The sequence below is a fragment of the Actinomyces minihominis genome (assembly GCF_900187855.1).
In the GTDB taxonomy this organism is placed as follows: Bacteria; Actinomycetota; Actinomycetes; order Actinomycetales; family Actinomycetaceae; genus Scrofimicrobium; species Scrofimicrobium minihominis.
Map to the genome: position 1 here is coordinate 1 of NZ_FYEG01000008.1, position 22,250 is coordinate 22,250.

19 protein-coding genes and 1 tRNA gene are annotated in these 22,250 nt (G+C 59.2%); 2 read left to right on the forward strand and 18 right to left on the reverse strand.

All coding sequences use genetic code 11. The annotated features are described in order from the left end of the window. Nucleotides 1–384: 384 nt before the first annotated feature. The 10 genes from CS903_RS07765 to CS903_RS07810 all read right to left on the reverse strand — a co-directional run bounded on the left by CS903_RS07765 (nucleotide 385) and on the right by CS903_RS07810 (nucleotide 8,904). Nucleotides 385–458: transfer RNA gene (locus CS903_RS07765), tRNA-Pro, on the reverse strand. 92 nt (nucleotides 459–550) lie between these two features. After that, complete coding sequence (locus tag CS903_RS07770; RefSeq protein WP_099332993.1) at nucleotides 551–994, reverse strand: OsmC family protein; 444 nt, start codon at nucleotides 992–994, stop codon at nucleotides 551–553. 190 nt (nucleotides 995–1,184) lie between these two features. Further along, nucleotides 1,185–2,825, reverse strand: coding sequence for a hypothetical protein (locus tag CS903_RS07775; RefSeq protein ID WP_099332994.1), 1,641 nt, complete (start codon nucleotides 2,823–2,825; stop codon nucleotides 1,185–1,187). Continuing rightward, on the reverse strand, nucleotides 2,818–3,603 hold the full coding sequence (gene cmk, locus CS903_RS07780) for a (d)CMP kinase (RefSeq protein ID WP_242491809.1): 786 nt from the start codon (nucleotides 3,601–3,603) through the stop codon (nucleotides 2,818–2,820). The genes CS903_RS07775 and cmk overlap by 8 nt, the downstream gene beginning before the upstream one ends. Before the next feature lie 2 nt (nucleotides 3,604–3,605). Continuing rightward, a complete protein-coding gene (locus tag CS903_RS07785) occupies nucleotides 3,606–4,802 on the reverse strand; it encodes a prephenate dehydrogenase (protein WP_099332995.1) in 1,197 nt (398 codons plus the stop codon). Beyond that, nucleotides 4,802–5,551, reverse strand: a complete 750-nt coding sequence (locus CS903_RS07790; protein ID WP_099332996.1) for a pseudouridine synthase — start codon at nucleotides 5,549–5,551, stop codon at nucleotides 4,802–4,804. The genes CS903_RS07785 and CS903_RS07790 overlap by 1 nt, the downstream gene beginning before the upstream one ends. Before the next feature lie 42 nt (nucleotides 5,552–5,593). Next, entirely contained in the window at nucleotides 5,594–6,193 is a 600-nt protein-coding gene (gene scpB / locus CS903_RS07795) for an SMC-Scp complex subunit ScpB (protein ID WP_099332997.1), read from the reverse strand. Beyond that, the gene (locus CS903_RS07800) at nucleotides 6,183–7,052 is read right to left on the reverse strand and encodes a segregation and condensation protein A (RefSeq protein WP_099332998.1); all 870 of its coding nucleotides are present in this window, start codon (nucleotides 7,050–7,052) and stop codon (nucleotides 6,183–6,185) included. The genes scpB and CS903_RS07800 overlap by 11 nt, the downstream gene beginning before the upstream one ends. A gap of 6 nt (nucleotides 7,053–7,058) precedes the next feature. After that, the gene (locus CS903_RS07805; protein WP_099332999.1) at nucleotides 7,059–7,898 is read right to left on the reverse strand and encodes a ParA family protein; all 840 of its coding nucleotides are present in this window, start codon (nucleotides 7,896–7,898) and stop codon (nucleotides 7,059–7,061) included. A 28-nt stretch (nucleotides 7,899–7,926) separates the two neighbouring features. Then, nucleotides 7,927–8,904 (reverse strand): site-specific tyrosine recombinase XerD, encoded by a 978-nt coding sequence (locus CS903_RS07810; RefSeq protein ID WP_099333000.1) that lies wholly within the window; start codon nucleotides 8,902–8,904, stop codon nucleotides 7,927–7,929. Nucleotides 8,905–9,014: 110 nt separating this feature from the next. On the opposite strand from CS903_RS07810, the gene tkt reads away from it, so the two are divergent. Then, the gene (tkt, locus tag CS903_RS07815; protein ID WP_099333001.1) at nucleotides 9,015–11,096 is read left to right on the forward strand and encodes a transketolase; all 2,082 of its coding nucleotides are present in this window, start codon (nucleotides 9,015–9,017) and stop codon (nucleotides 11,094–11,096) included. Between the two features lie 184 nt (nucleotides 11,097–11,280). On the opposite strand, the gene secG is transcribed toward tkt, so the two are convergent. From secG to uvrC, 8 genes are all read right to left on the reverse strand, one after another. After that, nucleotides 11,281–11,505: a preprotein translocase subunit SecG gene (gene secG / locus CS903_RS07820; protein ID WP_242491816.1), complete on the reverse strand. Its 225-nt coding sequence runs from the start codon at nucleotides 11,503–11,505 to the stop codon at nucleotides 11,281–11,283. A gap of 247 nt (nucleotides 11,506–11,752) precedes the next feature. After that, nucleotides 11,753–12,529, reverse strand: coding sequence for a triose-phosphate isomerase (gene tpiA / locus CS903_RS07825; protein WP_099333003.1), 777 nt, complete (start codon nucleotides 12,527–12,529; stop codon nucleotides 11,753–11,755). Between the two features lie 4 nt (nucleotides 12,530–12,533). Beyond that, entirely contained in the window at nucleotides 12,534–13,724 is a 1,191-nt protein-coding gene (locus tag CS903_RS07830) for a phosphoglycerate kinase (protein WP_099333064.1), read from the reverse strand. Nucleotides 13,725–13,834: 110 nt separating this feature from the next. Continuing rightward, the gene (gene gap / locus CS903_RS07835) at nucleotides 13,835–14,842 is read right to left on the reverse strand and encodes a type I glyceraldehyde-3-phosphate dehydrogenase (RefSeq protein ID WP_099333004.1); all 1,008 of its coding nucleotides are present in this window, start codon (nucleotides 14,840–14,842) and stop codon (nucleotides 13,835–13,837) included. 133 nt (nucleotides 14,843–14,975) lie between these two features. Next, nucleotides 14,976–15,959, reverse strand: coding sequence for a DNA-binding protein WhiA (gene whiA, locus CS903_RS07840; protein WP_099333005.1), 984 nt, complete (start codon nucleotides 15,957–15,959; stop codon nucleotides 14,976–14,978). An 83-nt stretch (nucleotides 15,960–16,042) separates the two neighbouring features. Further along, a complete protein-coding gene (locus CS903_RS07845; RefSeq protein ID WP_099333065.1) occupies nucleotides 16,043–17,005 on the reverse strand; it encodes a gluconeogenesis factor YvcK family protein in 963 nt (320 codons plus the stop codon). Between the two features lie 81 nt (nucleotides 17,006–17,086). Continuing rightward, nucleotides 17,087–18,094, reverse strand: a complete 1,008-nt coding sequence (gene rapZ, locus CS903_RS07850; protein WP_099333006.1) for an RNase adapter RapZ — start codon at nucleotides 18,092–18,094, stop codon at nucleotides 17,087–17,089. Continuing rightward, a complete protein-coding gene (uvrC, locus tag CS903_RS07855; protein ID WP_099333066.1) occupies nucleotides 18,091–20,157 on the reverse strand; it encodes an excinuclease ABC subunit UvrC in 2,067 nt (688 codons plus the stop codon). The genes rapZ and uvrC overlap by 4 nt, the downstream gene beginning before the upstream one ends. 141 nt (nucleotides 20,158–20,298) lie before the next feature. Between uvrC and CS903_RS07860 the strand changes: the two genes are divergently transcribed. Continuing rightward, entirely contained in the window at nucleotides 20,299–22,236 is a 1,938-nt protein-coding gene (locus CS903_RS07860; protein WP_370737661.1) for an AMP-dependent synthetase/ligase, read from the forward strand. Nucleotides 22,237–22,250: the final 14 nt, after the last annotated feature.

Below are 22,250 nucleotides of genomic sequence, written 5' to 3' on the forward strand. Positions count from 1 at the left end.
CCGGACCCCAACAATGGGACACCCAAACCAGCCCCGAAGACGGACTCTGGACACGAAAAGGCTGGGCAGGAAGATGGCAACCCTAACGACACGCCCGGCTAAAACACCACGTTCTGGCCATTAACCCGCAACTCGCAAGTCCAAGCACTCCGGAAGGCTGGTATCGCAACGGTCCATTGACCTTCTCGGCAGCTCAACTTAGCTCCGACCTACGAGATCGGGCAGTTCCCTAGACCTTCACCGCCAAGGGTGGACTCGTCACGAAACCCACCGCAAAGTGAACCATGTCCTGAGACATCAACCCAAAAACCGGAACCATGTCCCGAGACAAGACAAACAAAAACCTCCCAAGACACCGGAACGATGTCTTGGGAGATCACAACGTCGGGCTGACAGGATTTGAACCTGCGACCCCACGACCCCCAGTCGTGTGCGCTACCAAACTGCGCCACAGCCCGTTTCTTGAACTCCCCAATATTAGGCCAGTGCGGGCCGTGCTAACAAATCGGCAGCGGCCCGCTGACCGAGTAATAAGTCATACCCGAGAGGGTTAGGCAGAGACAACAACTTCGGATCCGATAGCAACCGGGGTCACGTTCGCGAGGTTATCGGAGACTGGGCAGCGCCTCTCGGCCTCGGCAACGATCTCGGCGATGACCTCTGCGCTGGCATCCGAGTCAATTTCTAGTGTGACATCGATACCCTTAAAGCCTGCGCGATCCGGGGAGGTCCCAGTAGCGAAGAGAGCCGGGTTTAGATCACCCTTGGCCTTCGACCTCATTCGGCGGATCTCCACACCCTTCTCCTTGGCGATCACATTGACGACGACGTTCAGGCAGCCCAGGAGAGCCGAGAGAACAAACTCCACCGGGTTCGGTCCCTCGTCGGTTCCACCGAGTGCAGGTGGCTCATCAATAGAAAGTGTGAACTGTCGTGCTGACACCTCAAGATGCGTGGGGGACTTCGAAACACCGGTAACTTCAAACGTCGCCATGATTAGCTCCTTTTGATAAGCACTACTCAAGCAAAGTGGCTGTCAGGAGGTTTCCCTGACACGATTCAGGCTATCCCCCAAGTTTTTGTGAATCACGGGCCTATAGGCTCAATAATGCTCAACGGCTTACCCTCGGGGCGTGTTAATGCCCTGTTTCGGGACTAGGCTCCCCACGATTGGTTGATTTGGCTCACTCCGTGGCTTGGGAATGCACCTCAGGATCAGCAGTCCAGCGGATAAAACTCCAGCCGGGCTCTGTATCTCCGGCTTCTTGGCGGACTGCAATCGTTGTTCCAGACAACTGCGGCCCAACGACGTCATCCTCGCTGGGAATCTGGTAGACATTTTCCTCACCAATCCGCCAGACAAAGGCGTCACTGGCACCACTTAGTGTGACGTCACCGATGGCATCAGCTGTAGCTAGGGTGAGGTCGGCTGCCGCCCCCCACACAACAAGATCATCAGAAATGTAGATGTCTGGAACCGCAACCTCGGATCGAGCAAGGCCGGAAATCTGCCCGGAGTTGAGATCCCAGCCCACCAGCCATGAAGGTGGTCCGGTCATGTCTTTGGAGTTTTCGCCCTGGACAACTGAAAGTTTGGTGAGTGCGATCACCAGGTAGTCATCAGATGCATCCATGTCACTGACGACCCAGTCACTGCCCGGTCCGAAGCCAAGAAGTGGCGTCACCAACTCCTCGTTGCGCCAAATGACCAGGTTGGGTTCATTCACCGCCGCCGGGTTCCCACCTGCAGCAACTGCCAGCAGGTTCTTGTAATCAAAGGCTTCTAGCCCTCCGTCTGGTTCCCAGGTTCCAGATTGCGCGAGTGCGTTGGTGTTGTTTTGCCTGTCGTCAAGACCATCCTTGGCAGCATCGATGACTGTCAGTGGACCGGTGGTCCAAAAGATTCCTTCGTTAACGACCGGGTCGGCAATCACCTGAGCTGAAGGTCCGATAAAGACAACGTCACCTGGGGAATCCAGAGCAACACGGAACACGGCGATGCCGTGATCAGCACTTTCAGCGCCCTCGACCTGGATCTCGTGAAAATGAACCCCCGGCTTTGCAGCGTCGTAGACGTTCTGGGGAATGGCGACCTCAAAGTAGGCGTAGGCACCATTCACCTGGGGAGGGGCTAATCCCGGAACCAGGAAGGCTGAGATACCACTGAACCCCAACGTCATTGAAGCCGAGGAGGCCAACTCAACGACTTCCCCACTCTCGATATCCCAGCCCATGAGCGTCCACTGCTTCCCGCCTGCGCCGACTGCCATCCAGACAACCACCTGGTGAAAGCTGGATGCTCCCGTTGCGTTGAGTGACTCAAACGGAGCGGCACCCGGGAGCATCATCGGCTCCTTCGAACCTGGGACATCCCTGAGGGATGTGAAGTGCCCATCGGTACCGATTAGGCCAACCGAGGGGCGCGAAGATCCGGGTGAGGTTCCCGTTCCAAAGGCCACTCCGCCCCCAACAATCTCCAGCACTTCGGCACCACTAACACCGCGTGTTGTCCCGAGTTCGAAAAACTCTGCGCCATCGACGGCCGTGACAGGTCCGCCACTGCCACCTATGACCGGTGTGGTGTCGAGGCCGCCCTCACTTACCCAGATCTCGAATGGAACCCCATCGATTTCATGCGGGAGGAGGGGAAGGGTCGTCCTTCGCGCCGCCTGATAGGCTTCCGTGCCGCTCTGCTGGGGCTGCTCAAGTTCGGAGGTCTCTGATTGTGAAGCAACGGATCCGGTTGACGGAGAGACCGCACAGCTACCAAGCAGAAGCGTGGCTGAGAGTAGAAGTAGGGCCGACCTAGGCCACGTCCTAGGCACGGCCCTGACCCTCAGACTTAAGCCAATCCACCACCTGATCGAAGACGGAGTCAACGACTCCCTCTATGGAGAGATTGGACGAGTCGATGGGGATCACCCCGGGCGCAGGTTCAAGGAAAGACGAAACCAATGAATCGGTGGCATCTCGGCCACTCACCAACTCACGAGTTGCATCAAGGAGTTCCGGAGTGACCTTGCCATAGGTCTCCAAGACCCTCCGCTTCAAGCGGGCTTCGGAGTCTGCAAGCAAGAGGATACGAACATCAGCGTCAGGGCAGACCACCGTCGTGATGTCGCGTCCTTCGGCGATCATTCCCCTGCCAGTTTCCTTCGCTTTGAGCATTTCCCGGCGCTGAGAGTTTGCCATCCAGTTCCGCACTGGAATGTACCCGGCGACAACTGAAACGGCTGCCGCGACCTCGACGGAACGTAGGGCCTCAGTTACGTCCTCATCACCGACAAGGAACTTGGGTTCAGCGACCGTACCGACCGAGGAAAACTCAAGCTCATCGGCCAGCTTCAGGACAGCTTCAGGATTGCCAAGGTCAACTTCGTTGCTCATGCAGAGCCAGGTCAGCGCGCGGTACATGGCTCCGGTTTCAAGGAAAGCCAGGTTGAGGTCCGCTGCGATCCGCTTGGAAACTGTTGACTTGCCCGAGCCGGATGGACCATCAATCGCCACCAGTAGGCCACGACCTGCAACGGCTTCCCTCAGCGCCTCTACCGACATCCTGTCCATTCCCCTAACTCCCTTATCCCCAACCGAATTTTCGGGCATTTCTATCCGAGGCCGCTGCTGGCGACACGCCAACCCCGCTGCTCCAGTTCGACCTGGGTTTCCTCGATTACCGAGGGCTTGATCATCAGTCGTGCAAGCCCGACCGGTTGACCCGCTGAATGCTCGAGGACGAGGTCCTCAACGTTGACCCCGATGGCCCCAAGGTCGGAGAACAGGCGACCCAACTCTCCCGCGCTATCAGGCACCAGGACCTCGACATAACCCCAGCGGCGCGGTGAATCTCCGTGCTTTCCGGGGATGCGCTCCGCTCCACGGTTTCCCGATGTCATCACCCTGGCGATTGCGCCGGCAACCCCCGGTGCAATAGCACCGTCCACCTCTAGCCCTGGTCCTTCAAGACCATTGATCAAATCCTCAAGATCATCACGCAGCTCCCCCAAAACGTCCGCTACTCGCCTGGAGTTCCCAGAGATAATGGCGGTCCATAACCCTGGATCCGAGGCCGCGATCCGGGTCATATCTCGCAGTCCCTGCCCTGCCAATCCCAATGCATCGAGCGGGGCTGCATTGAGTCGTGAGGCAAGAAGACTGGAGACCAGTTGGGGGACGTGGGATACCAGTGCCACTGCGTCGTCGTGTTCAACCGGACCCAACTCTGATGGCACCGCCCCCACATCAACCGCAAGGCTTCGGACCGTCGTAACGGTCGCAGGGGCAGAAAAATCCGTGGGGACGATAACCCAGGGACGGCCAACAAAGAGGTCACCATCGGCGTGACTTGCGCCTGACCTGGCACGTCCTGCCATTGGGTGCGATCCAACATAGCGTTCGAGGTCGGATGTGGTCAGTTCCCCCTCGGTACCGTCATCGCCCTCCAGCGCCATGAGTAGATCCCCCACCACCGCCTCTTTGACCGAGGCAACATCAGTGACGATCGCGCTACGAAACAGCCTCAAGCAGGTTGCCGCCAAACCACCGGACACATCCGGGGGTGCAGCGATAACAACCAGGGGTTGCCCGGGGCCCGCGTGCGCGGCAAAGGTACTGAAGTCACCCCTGAGCGGGATTCCAGCACCCATGTCCCCGGCCAGGGCGAGAGAGGTAGGTGAGGGATCCCAGAGGTAAACGGGGACCCCATGGCTGCGAAGTGCCAGCGCAATAGACGTGCCGATGAGACCGGTCCCAATGACCAGGACCGGTCCTTTCGTGGCCGTCTCAGCTCGCTGGATGAGGGCCATTACAGCTTGACTGCGTCGTACAGTGCCTTGAGGTCATCGCCCTTAACACGGCGGATAGTGCCGGGCTGGAGCCGGTCAAGGTGGATCGGGCCAAAGCCGATGCGAACCAGTTCCCGCACCGGGAACCCGACCGCTTCCATCATGCGGCGAACGATTCGGTTGCGTCCTTCGTGCAGGGTGATCTGAACTGCCGAAATATCCCCGAAAGTGTCTCGGACCTTGAACTTATCAGCCTTGGCTAGGCCATCATCAAGCTCGACTCCGCGCAGTAGCTCCCGGCGCACAAACGGCTTCACCTCTCCGTGAACGCGCGCCACATAGGTCTTCTCTACCCGGTATGAAGGATGGGTCAGGCGGTTCGCCAGCTCTCCGTCATTCGTCAGAAGTAGGAGTCCCGAGGTATCGATGTCAAGGCGACCGACGTGGTAGAGCCGCTCCGGGTACTCAACCAGGAGGTCGGAAAGACAGGGGCGCCCCTCGGGGTCGTGCATGGTTGAGACCATGCCTTCGGGCTTGTTGAGGGCGAGGACAATGTGCTTCGTCTCATCAATTTCTACCCGCTCACCGTCCACGCGAACCAGCTGCTGGGTCGGATCGACCCTGGTTCCCAGCTTGCGCACCACTTTGCCATCCACGCTAACCCTGCCCTGCAGGATCATGTCTTCAGCTGCGCGCCTCGATGCGATTCCGGCCTGGGAGAGGACCTTCTGCAGTCGGATGCCATCTTCTTTATGTGGGTCGTGTGCCATTCTTATGCCCCGTTCTGCGACTCCCGTCGCTCATCGTTAACCCTATGGTAGTTCGGCCAGCAAGTAGTCAACATTTTCAGGACCAGGCATGAAGGGGCCGAGGGGAACAAGGTCGTCGAGAGATGACATCCCCATGTACTCCAAGAAGCCGGTGGTGGTACGGAAAAGATGAGCTCCACTGGGGCTTGTACCGTCCTCAGCAATCAGGTCGCGAGCCAGCAGAGTTCGAAGCACACTATCCACGTTTACCCCACGAATGCGCGCGATTTGCGCCCGCGTCACCGGTTGACGATAGGCGATAATTGCCAGTGTTTCGAGGGCGGCTCGGGTCAGGCTCGCCGTCTCGGCCCCCACCACGAACCGCCCCACCCACGGAGCCCACTTTGAACGTGAGTAAAGTCGCCACTCCCCCTCAATCTCACGAAGCTCAAATCCTCGTTCAGGACCCCCGGTCATGCCGTTGTAATCGGCGGCTAAACCTCGCAGGGTTCCCTCAACCTCTTCGACAGGAAGCTGCAGGGTTTGCGCCAGTTGCTGGGGAGTAACCGGTTCGAGGGCAACCATGAGGATTGCTTCAATCGCGCCCCGCAGGTCCACGGCCTGCAGGAGGTCCTCATTCCCGACTTCAGTTTCAGCGTCCATCTGTTACCTCTTCATCTTGATGCCTGGCAGCCACTTCCTCGGCTACCTGAGCACCTGGACTTGAGACGACCCATTCGACCCTCAGGGTTGCCATCGGACCGTCCTGGTGAAACTCAAGGTTGCCCTGGCGGTAAAGCTGGAGCAGTGCGAGGAACCGAGTCACGACCACCGCTGAGTTGGACGCATCCTCTACCAGTTCGGCAAAAGTGTGACACCTTCCCCCACGTAATCGGTCACTGACGATACCCAGCTGCTCGTCAAAGGACGCAGCAGGAAGTGCGACATGCTGAGCTTCATCCGGTCGGGGCTTCTCAGAGAGTGCGTTTGCGGCCAAGCTGGCGAAGTACTCGGGTGAAGCATTCCAACGTAACTCAGGGAGCAGTGAAGAGTATGGCTCTTGAAGCGGCACGGCTCTTGCCACGGCACCAGAGTTCCTCCTCCACCAACCCTGCAGCACTTCGGAGACCTGCTGGATGGCCCGGTACTGCAGCAGTCGAGCGAAGAGTAGGTCACGTGCCTCAAGATCCTCATCCATTACCCCGTCGTCAGCTCCGGTTTGGGGAAGGAGGGCAGCGGCTTTCATGTTGAGCAGGGTCGCCGCCACTACGAGAAAGTCTGTTGCGGAAGAAAGGTCGGGATCGCGCCGAATATAGGTGAGGAACTCCCCCGTTACCGCGGCGAGCGCGACCTCGGTCAGGTCCATCTGCCGGCGGGCAATCAGACGCAGGAGAAGGTCAAAGGGACCGGTGAAGTTATCAAGCGTGACCCCAAACTCACGCAGTGAGGCCGGACCGTAGGTCGTATCGTCCTCCAGGGCCGGAACTTCCTTAGCCTCAGCGACCCAAGGTTGCTGCCCCATCCTCGGCTAGGGGGCGTCTCCGCGGGCAACCACCTCACGTGCAAGTCGGAGGTAGGCTTTCGAACCCGCGTGATTGGGGGCAAACGAGAGGATGGGTTCGGTTGCGACCGAAGCATCGGGGAACTTGACGGTACGACGAATTTCGGTGTCAAACACCAGGTCGCCAAACGCCTCGTTGAGGCGATCGAGCACCTCACGAGAGTGCAGGGTGCGAGTGTCAACGAGGGTCGGGACAATCCCGTCAATCTTGAGACGTGGGTTGATTCGATCACGCACCATCTCAATCGTTTCAACCAGCAGCGCCACCCCGCGCAGCGCAAAGAACTCTGTGGCAACGGGAATGATGACACCGTGGGCGGCCGTAAGAGCATTGACCGCAAGCAGACCGAGAGATGGCTGGCAGTCGATCAGGATGACGTCATAGTCGTCCTCAACCTCACGCACCACCCGTGCCAGGGCCGATTCACGAGCCACCTCATTGACCAGCTGAAGTTCAGCAGCGGAAAGGTCAATGTTCGCCGGCAGAACATCGAGATTCTCAAAGCTGGTCTGGCACACGGCCTCACGCGTTGAGAGGCGCGAGTTAAGCAACAGGTTGTAGACGGTGACGTCCATGTCGATGGCATTGATGCCGAGGCCGACTGTGGCGGCACCCTGCGGGTCAAAGTCAACGATCAGGACCTTACGACCGTACTGGGCTAAAGCCGCCCCAAGGTTAATACTGGTCGTGGTCTTTCCGACCCCACCCTTCTGATTACACATGGCAATAATGCGAGCGGGCCCGTGTTCTGCGAGTGGTTGAGGCGTCGGGAAGTCATCAACCTCTTCTACGCCCACAAGGGCCATCTGGTAATCCGCGCTCACGAGGACAACTTTAGCCTGTCTTCGAGGTTGTGGGGTCCTGGGCGCGCGGATGGGTTGAACGGTACACCTCCGAGAGCAGCTGAGGAGACATCCGCGTGTAAATCTGGGTGGTGGCAACCGAGGCGTGACCCAAAAGCTCCTGAACCTCACGAACCGAGGCCCCGCCCTCAAGCATGTGGGTTGCAAAACTGTGGCGCAGAGTGTGGGGAGAAATCTCCTTCAAAAGGTTTGCAGCGCCTGCCGCCCTCTGGATGATCTCCCAGGCCGACTGCCGTGAGAGTGGACGCCCCCGGAGATTCAGAAAAAGGGCGGGCGTCCCACTCCCCCGTTTCGCAAGCTCCGGTCGCCCGCGAACCAGGTACGCCTCAAGTGCCATCACAGCGTAACTTCCGAGGGGAACGATCCGCTCCTTGCGCCCCTTACCCCACAGGCGAACCAGGGAGATCTCAAAATCATCTTCCACCCGACTCGAGGCAAGAGCAACGTCATCGACCGCCAACCCCACCGCCTCAGAGACACGGGCACCCGTCCCGTAAAGGAACTCAAGAAGCGCACGGTCCCGCAGGGCTCGAGCATCATCGCCCACCCCCGCAGAACCGAGTAGAAGTTCGACCTCGGCGACAGTAAGCGCCTTTGGAAGGTCCTCTGCCGCCTTCGGGCCGCGGATCCGCCCCGTGGGATCGACCTCCACAATCTGCTCCCGCACAGCCCACTTGAAGAAAGAGCGAACAGCGGACAAACACCGTGCAACTGAAGAAGGCGCAAGCGGACGGTGCCCATCCCTCCCGATCGAAAGTTCCCTCACGAACGCTTCAACATCATTAGGGGTAGCCGAAGTAATCGACCTAGAGCCCATGAAGTCAATAAAACGGTCCAGATCCCGGCGATAGTTTGTCACCGTGTGCTCCGAAGCCCCTCGACTAACCGTGAGGTCGTCGAGAAACCACCGGGCTTCAGGGGCCGGATCATAGAAACTAACTGGGGTCACAGGTCGATTCTGTCATGACAGCACAGCGTCTTGCCCGCGGTAAGCTGTGAGGGTGTCAGGACCACCGGTCTTACTGACTTTGCACGACAACCAACGAAGGTGAGATAACTGTGACGCTAATCTGGGACGAACGTGACGACAGAGCGGTAACTCTGGCAAAAGCGCTGGCAGCTGATGCTGTCGAGAATGCGGGATCTGGTCACCCGGGAACTCCCATCTCTCTCGCTGCTGCGGCCTACCTGATCTACCAGCGCCACCTACGCTTCGACCCGGCCGACCCGGAGTGGATCGGCCGCGACCGTTTCGTCCTCTCTGCCGGTCACGCCTCACTTCTCCAGTACACCCAGCTCTACTACGCGGGCCTCGACATGGAACTAGAGGACCTGAAGGGCTTCCGACACTTCGGCTCAAAGACCCCGGGACACCCGGAGCTCGGCCACACCAAGGGCATCGAAGTTACCACCGGGCCACTCGGATCCGGCTTCGCCGCCGCTGTTGGCATGGCCATGGCAGCTCGTCGTGAGCACGGAATGTTCGACCCGGAAACCCCTCTCGGCAACTCCCCGTTTGACCACAATGTCTACGTCATCGCAGGTGACGGATGCATGCAAGAGGGCGTGGCATCTGAAGCAGCCTCGCTTGCGGGCACCCAGGAACTTGGAAACCTGGTCGTTATCTACGACGACAACCGCATCTCCATCGAAGACGACACCTCGATTTCCTTCAACGAGGACGTCCTCGAACGATTCAGGTCGTACGGCTGGCACACACAGCACGTCTCTTGGATCCAGGCCAACGGCGAGTACCGCGAAGATGTCGAGGGTCTCGATACCGCCATCAAGAACGCTCTGGCTGTTACGGATCAACCATCGATCATCTCCCTCTCCACCATTATCGGCTGGCCTACCCCAGGTAAGCAGAACACGGGGGGAATCCACGGGGCGAAGCTCGGGACAGAGGCCCTCGGGGGTCTGAAGGGGGCCCTCGGCCTCGACACCGACGCCATGTTCCAGATGGATGATGACATCATCAACTTCACAAGGGCGAATGCTGAGGCTCGGGCGCGTGAAGCCCAGGAGCAGTGGGGCAAATCGTTCCGGAAGTGGGCAGAAGAGAACCCGCAGGGCGTGGCCCTGCTTGAACGCATTCGTGCCAAGGAGCTGCCCGCGGGGTTCGATGAGGCCTTCCCGACCTTCGAGATCGGCTCACAGGTGGCCACCCGTTCCGCTTCGGGAGCAACGATCAACGCTATCGCCGGAATTATGCCTGAACTTTGGGGTGGTTCTGCCGACCTTGCAGGTTCCAACAACACCCTGATTTCTGGCGAAGATTCGTTCATCCCTGAGAACCGTTCCTCCAAGGCATTCACGGGCAACCTGTTCGGACGGAACCTTCACTTTGGTGTTCGTGAGCACGCCATGGGTGCCGTCATGAACGGCATTGCAGTCGATGGACTAACCCGTGTCTACGGGGGCACCTTCTTTGTCTTCGCCGACTACATGCGGGGTGCCGTCCGACTCGCAGCCCTGATGGACCTGCCGGTGACATACGTGTGGACCCACGATTCAATCGGCGTTGGCGAGGACGGCCCCACCCACCAGCCAGTGGAGCACCTGGCCGCCTACCGCGCCATCCCCAACCTTGCGATGGTGCGCCCCGCTGACGCCAATGAAACGGCACAGGCGTGGAGGGGCATCCTTCATCGTCAGTCGCCCGCGGGCCTACTCCTATCGCGCCAGAACCTACCTGTCCTACCGCGCGGTGGTGACAGCGGCTTCGCAGAGGCAGACGGAGTGCTCCGCGGAGCCTACGTCCTCGTCGATACCGAGGGCACACCAGATGTGATCCTGATGGGTTCAGGATCCGAGGTCTACCTAGCTGTCGAGGCCGCAGAGGCACTGGCTGCCGACGGTGTTGGCGCCCGCGTGGTCTCAGTCCCTTGCATGGAGTGGTTCGCCGAGCAGGATGAGCAGTACAGGGAGTCCGTCTTCCCCGCCGCAGTTGAGGCTCGTGTCTCTGTTGAGGCCGGACTTGCGATGCCGTGGGCCACGCTGGTTGGCCCGAAGGGGCGCAGCGTCTCCATCGAATCCTTCGGAGCTCCGGGAGCCGCAGGAACCCTTTTTGAGCACTTCGGGATCACTGCCTCTGCCGTGGTGTCAGCAGCTCATGAGTCGCTCGCCGCAACCAAGTAGACCAGGGCTCGTCTAGCGCACTAGCTGAAGAGGGGCTTCCGGGGGCACAGTGACTGCTCCGGAAGCCCCTTTGCTGTGGGTGGAGGAAACTAAGAACTGGTTCGAGTCCCAGAACGGGCACTTAAATGTCAGATCCGCCAGTCACGACGGTGGGACTGGCGGATCTGATTGCAAATGAACGCTTTTAGAAATAGAACCTAACGAGCAGGCCGTAGGCGATGATGGCTACCGTCCAGACACTGAGAACACCAATGGTGATTCGATTGAGGTTCTTTTCAGCAACACCCGAGGAGCCGGCAGTCGAAGAGATGCCACCCCCGAACATGTCGGAGAGACCGCCGCCGCGTCCCTTGTGCATGAGCACCGTCAAGATCAGCAGCAAGCTGGTGATGACAATGAGGACAACCATGGTGATCCGGACTACTTCCACGATCCCTACCGATCAAAACTAGAAGACAAGATGCCGTGTGATTACAGACCTTCACACGACGGTTACCGCACTACTCTACCGGCAAAATGATCTGAGCTGAAACTGTAGACGGATGCAGATCTGGCCACACCTGTGAAAACACTGATGGGTGGTCATCCGGTGTCTAGAACACCTGGGCGACCACCCATCAGAAGCAACCCGAGAATGAAACCTCGAGCGACTTTAACTAGTTGAGGAAGTCTGCGATCTTGGCAAACTCGTCAGCATCCATCGAAGCACCACCAACAAGTGCGCCGTCGACATTGGGCTGGCTCATCAGTTCCTTGATCGAGGACGACTTCACCGATCCACCGTAGAGAATGCGAACAGCCTGGGCGGTTTCCTTATTGTAGAGGGCCTTGATCAGGTTGCGAATGGCCGCACAGACCTCTTCGGCGTCAGCCGGAGTTGCTACCTCACCAGTGCCGATAGCCCAGACGGGCTCGTAGGCGATAACGACCTTCGCGACATCCTCGGCAGTGTAGCCGGCAAGTGCGCCTTCGATCTGGCTGACAACATGGTCAACGTGCTGGCCCGACTTGCGAACCTCCAGGACCTCACCGCAGCAGATAATCGGGATCATTCCCTGTGCCACAACTGCCTTCGACTTCTGACCGACCAGGTCATCCGTCTCACCGTGGTACTCGCGGCGCTCTGAGTGTCCAACGACAACGTAGGAGACACCGAGCTTCTTGAGCATCAGGGCTGAGATCTCACCGGTGTAAGCGCCGGACTCGTAGACGGAGACATCCTGAGCACCAAGCTTGACATCCAGGTTGTCGGCGTCAATTACCGTTTGAACCGAGCGAAGATCCGTGTAGGGCGGGATTACGACGACATCCGTCTGGGCGTAGTCGAAGCGACGATCGTCCAGTTCGGTTGCCAGTTTCTCAACGAGGGCGACGGCCTGAACATGATCCATGTTCATCTTCCAGTTGCCAGCGATCAGTGGGATACGTGCCATTTTCTTAATCCTCCAGGATTGCAATACCGGGGAGGGTCTTCCCCTCTAGTAGTTCGAGCGAAGCTCCACCACCGGTGGAGATATGCGAGAACTTGCTTTCATCGAAGCCGAGAATGCGGACGGCCGCAGCAGAGTCGCCGCCTCCGACCACGGTGAAGGCTTCGGTTGCTTCAAGCGCAGCCGCAACAGCCTTGGTGCCATTCGCAAAGGCCTCAAACTCAAAGACGCCCATCGGACCGTTCCATGCGATGGTCTTGGCGTTCATGATGTACTCGGCAAAGAGCTCTCCGGACGCCGGGCCAATATCCAAGCCCATTTGATCTTCGGGAATTTCCGAAGCCGGAACGACGGTTGCGGGAGCATCTGCCGCAAACTCGGGGGCTACAACCGCATCGACGGGAAGAACCAGTTCGACCCCGTTCTTCTTTGCGGTTTCCATGTAGCCCTTGACAGTCTCTACCTGGTCCTCTTCAAGGAGCGACTTCCCCACCTCGAAGCCCTGGGCCTTGAGGAAGGTGTAGGCCATGCCGCCACCGATGAGCAGGGCATCTGCCTTAGAGAGGAGGTTGGCGATTACACCAAGCTTGTCTGAGACCTTCGAACCGCCAAGAATCACGACATAGGGGCGGGCCGGGTTGTCGGTGGCCTTCGAAAGCGAATCAATCTCTTTGAAAACCAGCTCACCAGCAGCAGATGGCAGCAGCTCAGCGATGTCGTAAACAGAAGCCTGCTTGCGGTGAACCACACCGAAGCCATCTGAAACGTAGGCGTCAGCCAGTGCAGCATACTCTGCGGCGAGTTCCTGACGTTCGGTATCTACCTTCGAGGTCTCACGTGCGTCGAAACGGACGTTCTCTAGAAGAGCGACCTGGCCGGGCTTGAGGTCTGCGGCCACAGCCTTGGCCGAGTCTCCGGTTACATCGTCGGCGAGTACCACGGGCTGGCCGAGTAGCTCGGAAAGTCGCGTCGCCACTGGTGCCAGGGAAAAATCAGGGTTCACCTTGCCACCGGGGCGGCCGAGGTGAGCGGAGATAAGTACGGCTGCTCCGGCGTCAAGCAGTCGCCTAATGGTGGGTAGTGCGGCGCGGATACGACCATCGTCCGTGATGACGCCGTCTTTAAGTGGAACGTTGAAGTCAGAGCGAACCAGGACGGTCTTACCATCCAGGTCACCCAGCGAATCAATGGTCCTCAGCACTGAGTGCCTCCTATTTGAGTGTCAGTTGAGAAGTTTGGTGATGAGACACGGAGTGCCCGCGCACGCCTTGCGCATGCGCGGGCACTCACATGTTTAGGCCCGAAACCTTAGAGGCTCTTACCAACCAGAGCGGTCAGGTCTACGAGGCGGTTCGAGTAACCCCACTCGTTGTCGTACCAGGAGACAACCTTGACCTCGTTGTCGATGACCTTGGTCAGGCCCGAGTCGAAGATCGAGGAGGCGGGATCGCCTTCGATGTCCTTGGAGACCAGCGGCTCCTCCGAGTAAACGAGGATGCCCTTCAGCTCATCGGTCTCTGCGGCAGCCTTGACAGCAGCATTAACTTCCTCAACCGTGACCGGCTTCGAAGCAATGAAGCTGAGGTCGGTTACCGAGCCGGTGGGAACCGGAACGCGGAGTGCGTAGCCGTCCATCTTGCCGGCCAGCTCAGGAAGAACCAGGGCGACAGCCTTGGCTGCACCGGTCGAGGTGGGAACGATGTTCAGTGCAGCTGCACGTGCACGACGCAGATCCGAGTGAGGAGCGTCGAGCAGACGCTGGTCACCCGTGTATGCGTGAATGGTGGTCATGAGGCCGCGCTCGATGCCGAAGGCATCGTTCAGGACCTTAGCCAGCGGAGCAAGGCAGTTGGTGGTGCAGGATGCATTGGAGATGATGTTGTCGGTCTCCGGGTTGTAATCCTTCTCGTTCACACCCATGACGAAGGTGCCGTCGACGTTCTTGCCCGGCGCCGAGATGATGACCTTCTTAGCACCGCCGTCAATGTGAGCCTGTGCCTTCTCAGCGTCGGTGAAGAAGCCGGTGGACTCGATAACGATGTCAACCTTGTTTTCGCCCCACGGAATGTTCTTCGGGTCGCGCTCTGCGTACACCTTGACGACGTCGCCATCAACGATGATCGAATCATCGGTGTGAGAGACTTCACCATCCATGTTGCCAAGCACTGAGTCGTGCTTGAGCAGGTGTGCGAGGGTCTTGGGATCGGTGAGGTCGTTTACTGCTACGACTTCAATGTCAGCACCCTGAACCTTGATTGCGCGGTAGAAGTTGCGTCCAATACGGCCGAAGCCGTTGATGCCTACGCGAATGGTCACTATGTCCTCCTGTTGTGTCCGGAGACACTTGGGTTTTACCTTCTGCCCATACGAACCGTATGGGGCCACATTCAGCAGTGGTCAAGCACCAAATAGTTTACTATTCCCGCGCCTTAAAGCACACACGGGGGAACTATTCGTCCTCCAGCATCTCCGGTGTGATTGCCGCCTCGGTTGAAGGGATACCACGATCCTCTGCAACCTTGTCAGCAAGCGCCAAAAGTCGCCGAATACGGCCCGCAACTGCGTCCTTTGTCAGCGGCGGATCTGCCTGCTGACCAAGTTCTTCAAGCGATGCCTGTGCGTGGGCGACGCGAAGTTCACCCGCTGCTCGCAGGTGTTCTGGGACTTCGTCCCCAAGAATTTCGAAGGCGCGCTGAACCCTCTTGCTTGCTGCGACCGCAGCAAGCGCGGACCGACGTAGGTTGGCGTCATCAAAGTTAGCGAGGCGGTTGGCGCTTCCACGCGCTTCGCGCCTCTCGCGCTGAGCCTGCCAGTGAGCAAACGTCTGGGGAACATCGAGAACCTCGAGCAAGCTCGCCACGGCCTCGGAATCACGGATCGTAACGCGATCCGCCCCCCGAACCTGCCGGGTACGTGCCGAAGAACCAAGTCGTCTGGCGCAGCCAGCGAGGGCAAGGGCCGACTCCGGGCCGGGACAGGTCACCTCGAGCGCGCCGGAACGTCCCGGTTCGACCAGCGAACCCCGCGCCATGATCGCGCCCCGCCAGGCAGCCGCGGCCTCATCCGTACCGGCACCAACGATCTCTGTTGGCAGTCCTCGAACGGGGCGACCGGCCTGATCGATCAGGCCTGTGACGCGGGCCAGTTCGTCCGCATCCTTGACCACCCGGATGACATAGCGGTTCCCTTTCCGCAGTGCGCCACCGGTCACCATGATCACCTGCGACTCGGCACGGTAAAGATTGTGGAGGAAGGCACGAAGGCGAGCTGCCACCTGCTCTGAATCGACCTCCGCCTCTATGAGCACCCGGCCACCGGCGACGTGTAAACCGCCCGCGAATCGCAGAAGTACTGAGCACTCCGCCCGTGCCGCCGACACCGATACCGGTTTGTGGCGGGCCAACTCTGTTTTCAACTCAGAGGTCAGGGACAAAATGCTCTCCTCATTACATCTTGGGGACGAAGCTGGCCTAGATCGAGCCAGTGGGGCTCCCTTCCTCTTGGAAGGCAACCCAACTAGTCTAGCCAGGCTTCAGCCTTGCCAACTTCCCCGAGGAAGCCGTCAAATGCATCCCGGAGTGCAGATGCCAGTCGTAGCGGGTCATGGACTGCTCCGTCCGTGCCGGACCTCACCTGTCGTAGCAGGACACGGGCGCCCATTGCAGCGCTTGCTTCCATAAGGTCATCAATATCTTCAACTGCCGTAGGGTCGGCAATGACGACATCAATCTTGAGGTCAGGAGAAACACTGCTGATCTCTCGGACCAGGTCAGCAGCCGAAAGGTGGGCGGTCTCTCCGCTCTGCGGAGTGAGGTTGAGGACAAGAGCGCGGTGGGCGGGGGTGGTGACAATGGCGCGGTGCAACTCCTCGAGGAGGAGATGAGGAATCACAGAGGTAAACCAGGAGCCGGGCCCCAAAATTATCCACTCTGCCTCACCGATGGCCGCGATCGTCTGGGGCGGAACAGCGGCATCACGCGGTTCGATTGAGAGCTCAATCAGATCAGAACCGGCCTCAGCCACCTGGGTTTGCCCGGAGATGCGTCGTGTCCCCTCACCCTCACGAACCGTGGCTTCAATGCGAAGTGGCTCCGAACTCATCGGGAGAACGCGCCCATGCGAATCAAGGAGTCGACCCAACCAATCCAGCCCCACAACCGGATCCTCGAACATCTGCCACAGACCAACGATCAAGAGGTTGCCAAGGGCATGGTCATCGAGAGGGCCGTCGGTCTTCAAGCGAAGTTGCATGAGGTCACGCCACGTCAAAGACCACTCTGAGTTATCGCAGAGGCTCACCAGCGCCATACGCAGATCCCCGGGCGGAAGCACCGGGGTCTCCTCCCGGATACGGCCGGAGGAACCACCATCATCGGCAACCGTGACCACAGCGGTGATCTGATGGGTGATGTGACGGAGAGCCCTCAGGGTGGCCGCCAAACCATGTCCGCCACCAAATGCGACCACCCTTGGACCCATCTCTACGTTGCGGGCGTAGGTCTCTTCGATTCGGGCCGGGTTCCACTGGTTCTTCAGTCGACCGAACTCGTTAGTCGTCACTTACTTCCTCCCCATGTCACGGTGCACAATCTGTGTTGGCACGCCGCGTGCCCTCAGATTGGCCGCCACGTGCTCACTAATTGCCACGGAGCGGTGTCTCCCGCCGGTACAGCCAATGGCCACCGTGACGAAGGGTTTCAGTTCCCGCTGGTAACCCGGCAGAGTCGAAGCAATCAACTCAGCGTATGAATCAGCCAACTCCCGGGCTCCCTCTTGCTCAAGGACATAGTCCGCCACCGGCTTGTCACGTCCGGTGAGGGAGCGCAGCTCATCAATCCAGTACGGGTTCTCAAGGAACCTCACATCGAGAACCTGATCGGCGTCCATGGGTAAGCCGTGTTTGAAGCCGAACGACATAAGGCTGACACGAACAGCCCTATCCTCGTCCTCATCAGCAACCACATTACGCATCCGTCGGGCGAGGTCGTGGACCGAAAGGTCACTGGTATCAATGATCTCATCGGCACGCTCACGCAGGGGCTCCAGTAGAGCGGACTCGGCGTGCAAGCCATCCAGGAGGGTCCCGTCCCCTTGCAGGGGATGCGGTCGACGGCTCGACTCAAACCTACGAACAAGGGTGTGATCCGAAGCATCCAGGTAGATGATGCGGTAGTCGACCCCGTGGTTTTGCAGTTCGTCCAGCGAACTCTCAAGCGAAGCAAAGAACTCGCCCGAGCGAACGTCAACGACCGCCGCGAGTCTGTGTACTCCGCCGGCACTTGGTGTCAGCATCCCGACCATGGGCAGCAGGAGTGTCGGCGGAAGGTTGTCGATGACGTACCAGTCCAGGTCCTCAAGTGCGTTGGCGGCCCTGGTGCGTCCTGCACCGGACCGTCCCGTCACGATGATGACTTCGGTCCCCCTGCGGACGGGATCCGTGAGTAAGGAGCTACTGTCCAGGGAAGGGATTCCCCCCGGGACCGTCAGAGGCCCCGATGAGATCTTCCGATCACTACCTCGCGCAGGACCAGGGGACTCTGTATCTGTCTGTGGTGGCTGCGAGTTCATTCCCCCAGTCTGCCACTTTCTGGGACCAGGTGAGAATGGACTGCGGCAGCTAGTTTTTCGCCGAAGCCCGGAGTAGCTGCAATCTCCTCCACCGTTGCTGCCTTTATCCTCTTCACCGAGCCGAAGGTCTTCAGCAGAACCTTCTGCCGCGCCGGACCGAGGCCGGGGATTCCGTCAAGTGCCGAAACAGTCTGCGCTCGACTCCGCTTCTTCCGGTGCTGGCCAATTGCAAAACGATGGGACTCATCTCGCAGGTGCTGCAACAGGTAGAGGGCGGGAGAAGACCTGGGCAGGATAAGCGGAAACTCATCGTCCGGGATCCATACTTCTTCGAGGCGCTTTGCGAGACCCACAACCGGTAGGTCCACACCAACCTCACGCAGGGCATCCCGGGCTGCATTCACCTGGGGAAGACCACCGTCAACCACCAGAAGGTCGGGTTTGTAGGCGAACCGGCGGGGTTTGCCGGTATCTGGATCAATCGCACCGGACATCACCTCCTCGTCCTCACCGACTACCTCAGCACTGAACCGTCTAAATCTGCGTTTCAGTACCTCATTCATCGCCGCGGTGTCATCCTGGTTTTCAGACTGATCTCCGCGGATGTTGAAGGTTCTATACGCGTCCTTACGCGGAGCTCCGTCCTCGAACACAACCATCGACGCCACTCGGTTGGTCCCACCGGTGTGGGAGATGTCGTAGCACTCCACCCGAAGGGGAGCACGTTCCAGACCTAGTGAGTCACGAAGTTCCTCCAGTGCTAGAGCCCGCTGCGTCAGGTCGCCACTGCGCCTGGTCTTGTGCAGCTTTAGCGCCTCACGCGCATTAGTCGAGACCGTCTCCATTAACTCCCGTTTGCGTCCCCTCTGGGGCACACGAACTGACACCTTCGCCCCCCGGGCTGCCTGCAGAACCTCTTCGATTACTGAACGGTCATTAGGCGCGACCGAAACGAGGACCTCGGGTGGAATCGCGTCAACTGGCGTATGGGCAACGTCATCGATTGACACCGGAGCCGCCGTTTCCCGGACCAAACGACTTCTAGTGCCCGCGCTCCTTTCCTCCTCAGCAACCGAAACCCTAGGGGCGTAGACCTGCTCAAGGAGGTCATGCATGAGCTGTGCTTCATCACGGTCATCAGCCCGTTCCAACACCCAACCCCGGGTGCCGCGAATCCGTCCGCCTCGAACGAAAAAGGCCTGAACCGATGCGTCCAGATCATCCGTCACCAGTGCGAAAACATCTGCGTCAACGTCCACCGGCAATGCCAGGGTGTTCTTTTCCTGGACCTTTACCAGCGCGGCCAGTTCATCACGTTTGCGAGCTGCTAGCTCGAAGTCGAGCTCCTCTGCGGCTCGCTCCATCTCTTCTTCAAGCCGTTTCGTAAAGACTCCGGTTTCGCCATCCATGAAGTCACAGAGCTCCTCGGCGAGGTGGCGATGTTCCTCTTCTGAGATGCGTCCGACGCAGGGGGCTGAACACCGTCCGATGTAGCCGAGAAGACAGGGACGACCCTGGGCCTCAGCCCTGCGGAAAACCCCTGGGCTACAGGAACGAACCGGGAATGTGGGAAGCAGAAGATCAATGGTCTCGCGGATTGCCCACACCTTCGTGTAGGGCCCAAAGTACCGCGAACCCTTCCGGTGAGCATCACGAGAAATGGCGACCCTGGGGTACTTCTCCCCCATTGAAACCGAGAGGTAGGGGTAGGACTTGTCGTCCCGGTACATAACGTTGTAGCGCGGATTGAACTGTTTGATCCACTGGTACTCGAGGATGAGTGCCGACGACTCATTCTCAACGACCGTCCATTGCACCGAGTTTGCATCAGCCACCATTCGAGCTGTACGAGGGTGCAAAACCAGGGGGTCTTGAAAATAGTTAGTCAGCCGGTTCCGCAGGTTCTTGGCCTTACCGACATAGATCACCCGACCCTCTGGGTCTCGAAAACGATAGACGCCCGGTGACCTGGGGATCTCCGATGTCTGAGGGCGCCAGTAGGGACCCGGGTAGGTGGGCTTCTGCCCCTCTCCGGAACCAGCATCACTGTTTAACGTCTCCACGATCCTGATATTGCCGTTCTCTGATAGGCGTTGCAAGTGGCCCGGCCTCCACTGTTGCTGCCACCTGTCATCGAGGGACGATCTAAGTTCAGATTTTGTACAATGTCTTCTGACGTAATCAGAGTGAAGGACATTTTAATGATGTATCAGCAGGCCGATGGCTCATGGACAAACCCGGCCCTACGCCCAATCGACCCTGAGCTATCGATCCCTCAGCTAATCTTCGACCGCGAGGCCGCTCGCCCCCACCAGGTGATGGTCGAACGACTCATCCGAGGCGAATGGCATGAGGTGACTGCTGAGGAGTACATCAACCACGTCGTAAAGCTGGGCCGCGGACTCTACGGGCTTGGGGTGCGCCCGGGCGATCGGGTGGCCATTCTGGGAGCGACCTCATACGAGTGGTCAGCATTCGACATGGCCATCCTCTCCATTGGGGCGGTGACGATTCCGATCTATGAGTCAGACTCAGCCCTGCAGATTGCGCACATCCTGACAGACTCGCAGGCCTGCATCGTGATTACCGACACTGTGCAGCAAGCCGAACTGGTTGAGTCGGTTCGTGCGGACAGCGTGCGGCGGATCATCGCCCTCGAGCGAGGTGATGAACGCGAGGTCGTCCGAGCGGGATCGGATGTGCCCGCCAACCTGGTGCGGGAGCTTACCGCTTCGCTCAACCTGGACTCACTTGCGACGATCGTCTACACCTCGGGAACAACCGGTATGCCGAAGGGCGTGCAGCTGACCCACGGTAACTTCGTGAAGCCACTGCTCCAAGCCGTCGACATTTTGCCCCAGTTGATTGCCGACCCCAAGAACCGCACCCTCCTGTTCCTGCCGGTCGCCCACGTCCTCGCCCGCTTTGTCATGATCGGGGTCCTGGTTGGTGAAGGACGCCTGGGGATGAGCCCTGATATTCGCCACCTGGTCCACGACATTCAGACATTCAAGCCCACGTCGCTACTTGCCGTTCCCCGCGTCCTTGAAAAGGTCTACAACACCGCCGCCCAGTCGGCGGGTAAGGGAGTTAAAAAGACCCTGTTCGGCTGGTCCGCCAAGCAGGCTCGCGCGATGTCCCAGGCAACAGCTTTTCCCATTGATAGGGCCCGTAAGCCCCAGGCCCGTCCCGAGGGCGAGGGTATGACTGCCTCTCTGGAAGCACCACTACCGACCAAGACCTCCGAGGGCCCCGGTGTTCCCCTCAGGGTCACCCACCGTGTCGCAGACGCCCTCGTCCTGCGAAAGATTCGAGCCATTCTGGGCCCGAATCTAACCACCATCATCAGCGGGGGCGCCCCGCTTTCCAGCGAACTAGCTGACTTCTACCGCGGCCTCGGGATCAGCCTGATCCAGGGCTACGGGCTTACTGAAACGACCGGCCCGATCACCGTGCAGGTCCCCGGGGACAACCCACCAAACTCGGTCGGCTACCTCTGGCCCGGTAACTCTTTGAAGTTCGCTGAGGACGGTGAGGTCCTGCTTTCGGGAAACTCCGTGACAGACGGCTACCACAACCTGCCCGAGGCCACCGCCGAGAACATCACGGAAGGCTGGTTCCACTCCGGTGATATCGGCGAGGTCGATGAGCAGGGTCGCCTGCGCATCACCGGTCGAAAGAAGGAGCTGATCGTCACGGCAGGTGGCAAGAACGTCTCTCCGGATGTCCTCCAGGACTCCCTCAGCACCCATCCACTGATTGGCCAGTGCGTCGTCGTTGGAGATGAGCGTCCCTACATTGCAGCACTCGTCACTATCGATTCAGAAATGCTGCCCATCTGGTTGAGGAACAAGGGACTCAAGGTAGTTCCCCCCTACGAGGCAGCGCAGGTTCCCGAGGTGCGTGACTCACTGGAGCGCGCCATGCGTAAGGCCAATCGGGAGGTCTCGCGAGCTGAGTCGATCCGGCGCTACCGCATCTTGGACATTGAGTTCTCAGTCGACAACGGATATTTGACACCATCGCAGAAGCTCAAGCGTCACAGGGTCCTCAAGGACTACCAGGACTTCATTTCTGAGATCTACGACATGGATGAAACCGAACTTGCCGCCACCGGCGGATCGGTTCCCTCCGGCCGTTAGACCCCCGCGCTCTG

Coding starts and splice junctions, on each gene's coding strand:
- CS903_RS07845 (WP_099333065.1), bottom strand. CDS start 17,005: ATGGGTCCAAGGGTGGTCGCATTTGGTGGCGGACATGGTTTGGCGGCC.
- CS903_RS07800 (WP_099332998.1), bottom strand. CDS start 7,052: ATGGGGCAGCAACCTTGGGTCGCTGAGGCTAAGGAAGTTCCGGCCCTG.
- rapZ (WP_099333006.1), bottom strand. CDS start 18,094: ATGAACTCGCAGCCACCACAGACAGATACAGAGTCCCCTGGTCCTGCG.
- cmk (WP_242491809.1), bottom strand. CDS start 3,603: ATGCCCGAAAATTCGGTTGGGGATAAGGGAGTTAGGGGAATGGACAGG.
- CS903_RS07785 (WP_099332995.1), bottom strand. CDS start 4,802: ATGGCCCTCATCCAGCGAGCTGAGACGGCCACGAAAGGACCGGTCCTG.
- secG (WP_242491816.1), bottom strand. CDS start 11,505: ATGGTTGTCCTCATTGTCATCACCAGCTTGCTGCTGATCTTGACGGTG.
- scpB (WP_099332997.1), bottom strand. CDS start 6,193: ATGGACGCTGAAACTGAAGTCGGGAATGAGGACCTCCTGCAGGCCGTG.
- CS903_RS07790 (WP_099332996.1), bottom strand. CDS start 5,551: ATGGCACACGACCCACATAAAGAAGATGGCATCCGACTGCAGAAGGTC.
- tpiA (WP_099333003.1), bottom strand. CDS start 12,529: ATGGCACGTATCCCACTGATCGCTGGCAACTGGAAGATGAACATGGAT.
- CS903_RS07770 (WP_099332993.1), bottom strand. CDS start 994: ATGGCGACGTTTGAAGTTACCGGTGTTTCGAAGTCCCCCACGCATCTT.
- CS903_RS07860 (WP_370737661.1), top strand. CDS start 20,299: ATGTATCAGCAGGCCGATGGCTCATGGACAAACCCGGCCCTACGCCCA.
- CS903_RS07805 (WP_099332999.1), bottom strand. CDS start 7,898: ATGGCCCTTGTGGGCGTAGAAGAGGTTGATGACTTCCCGACGCCTCAA.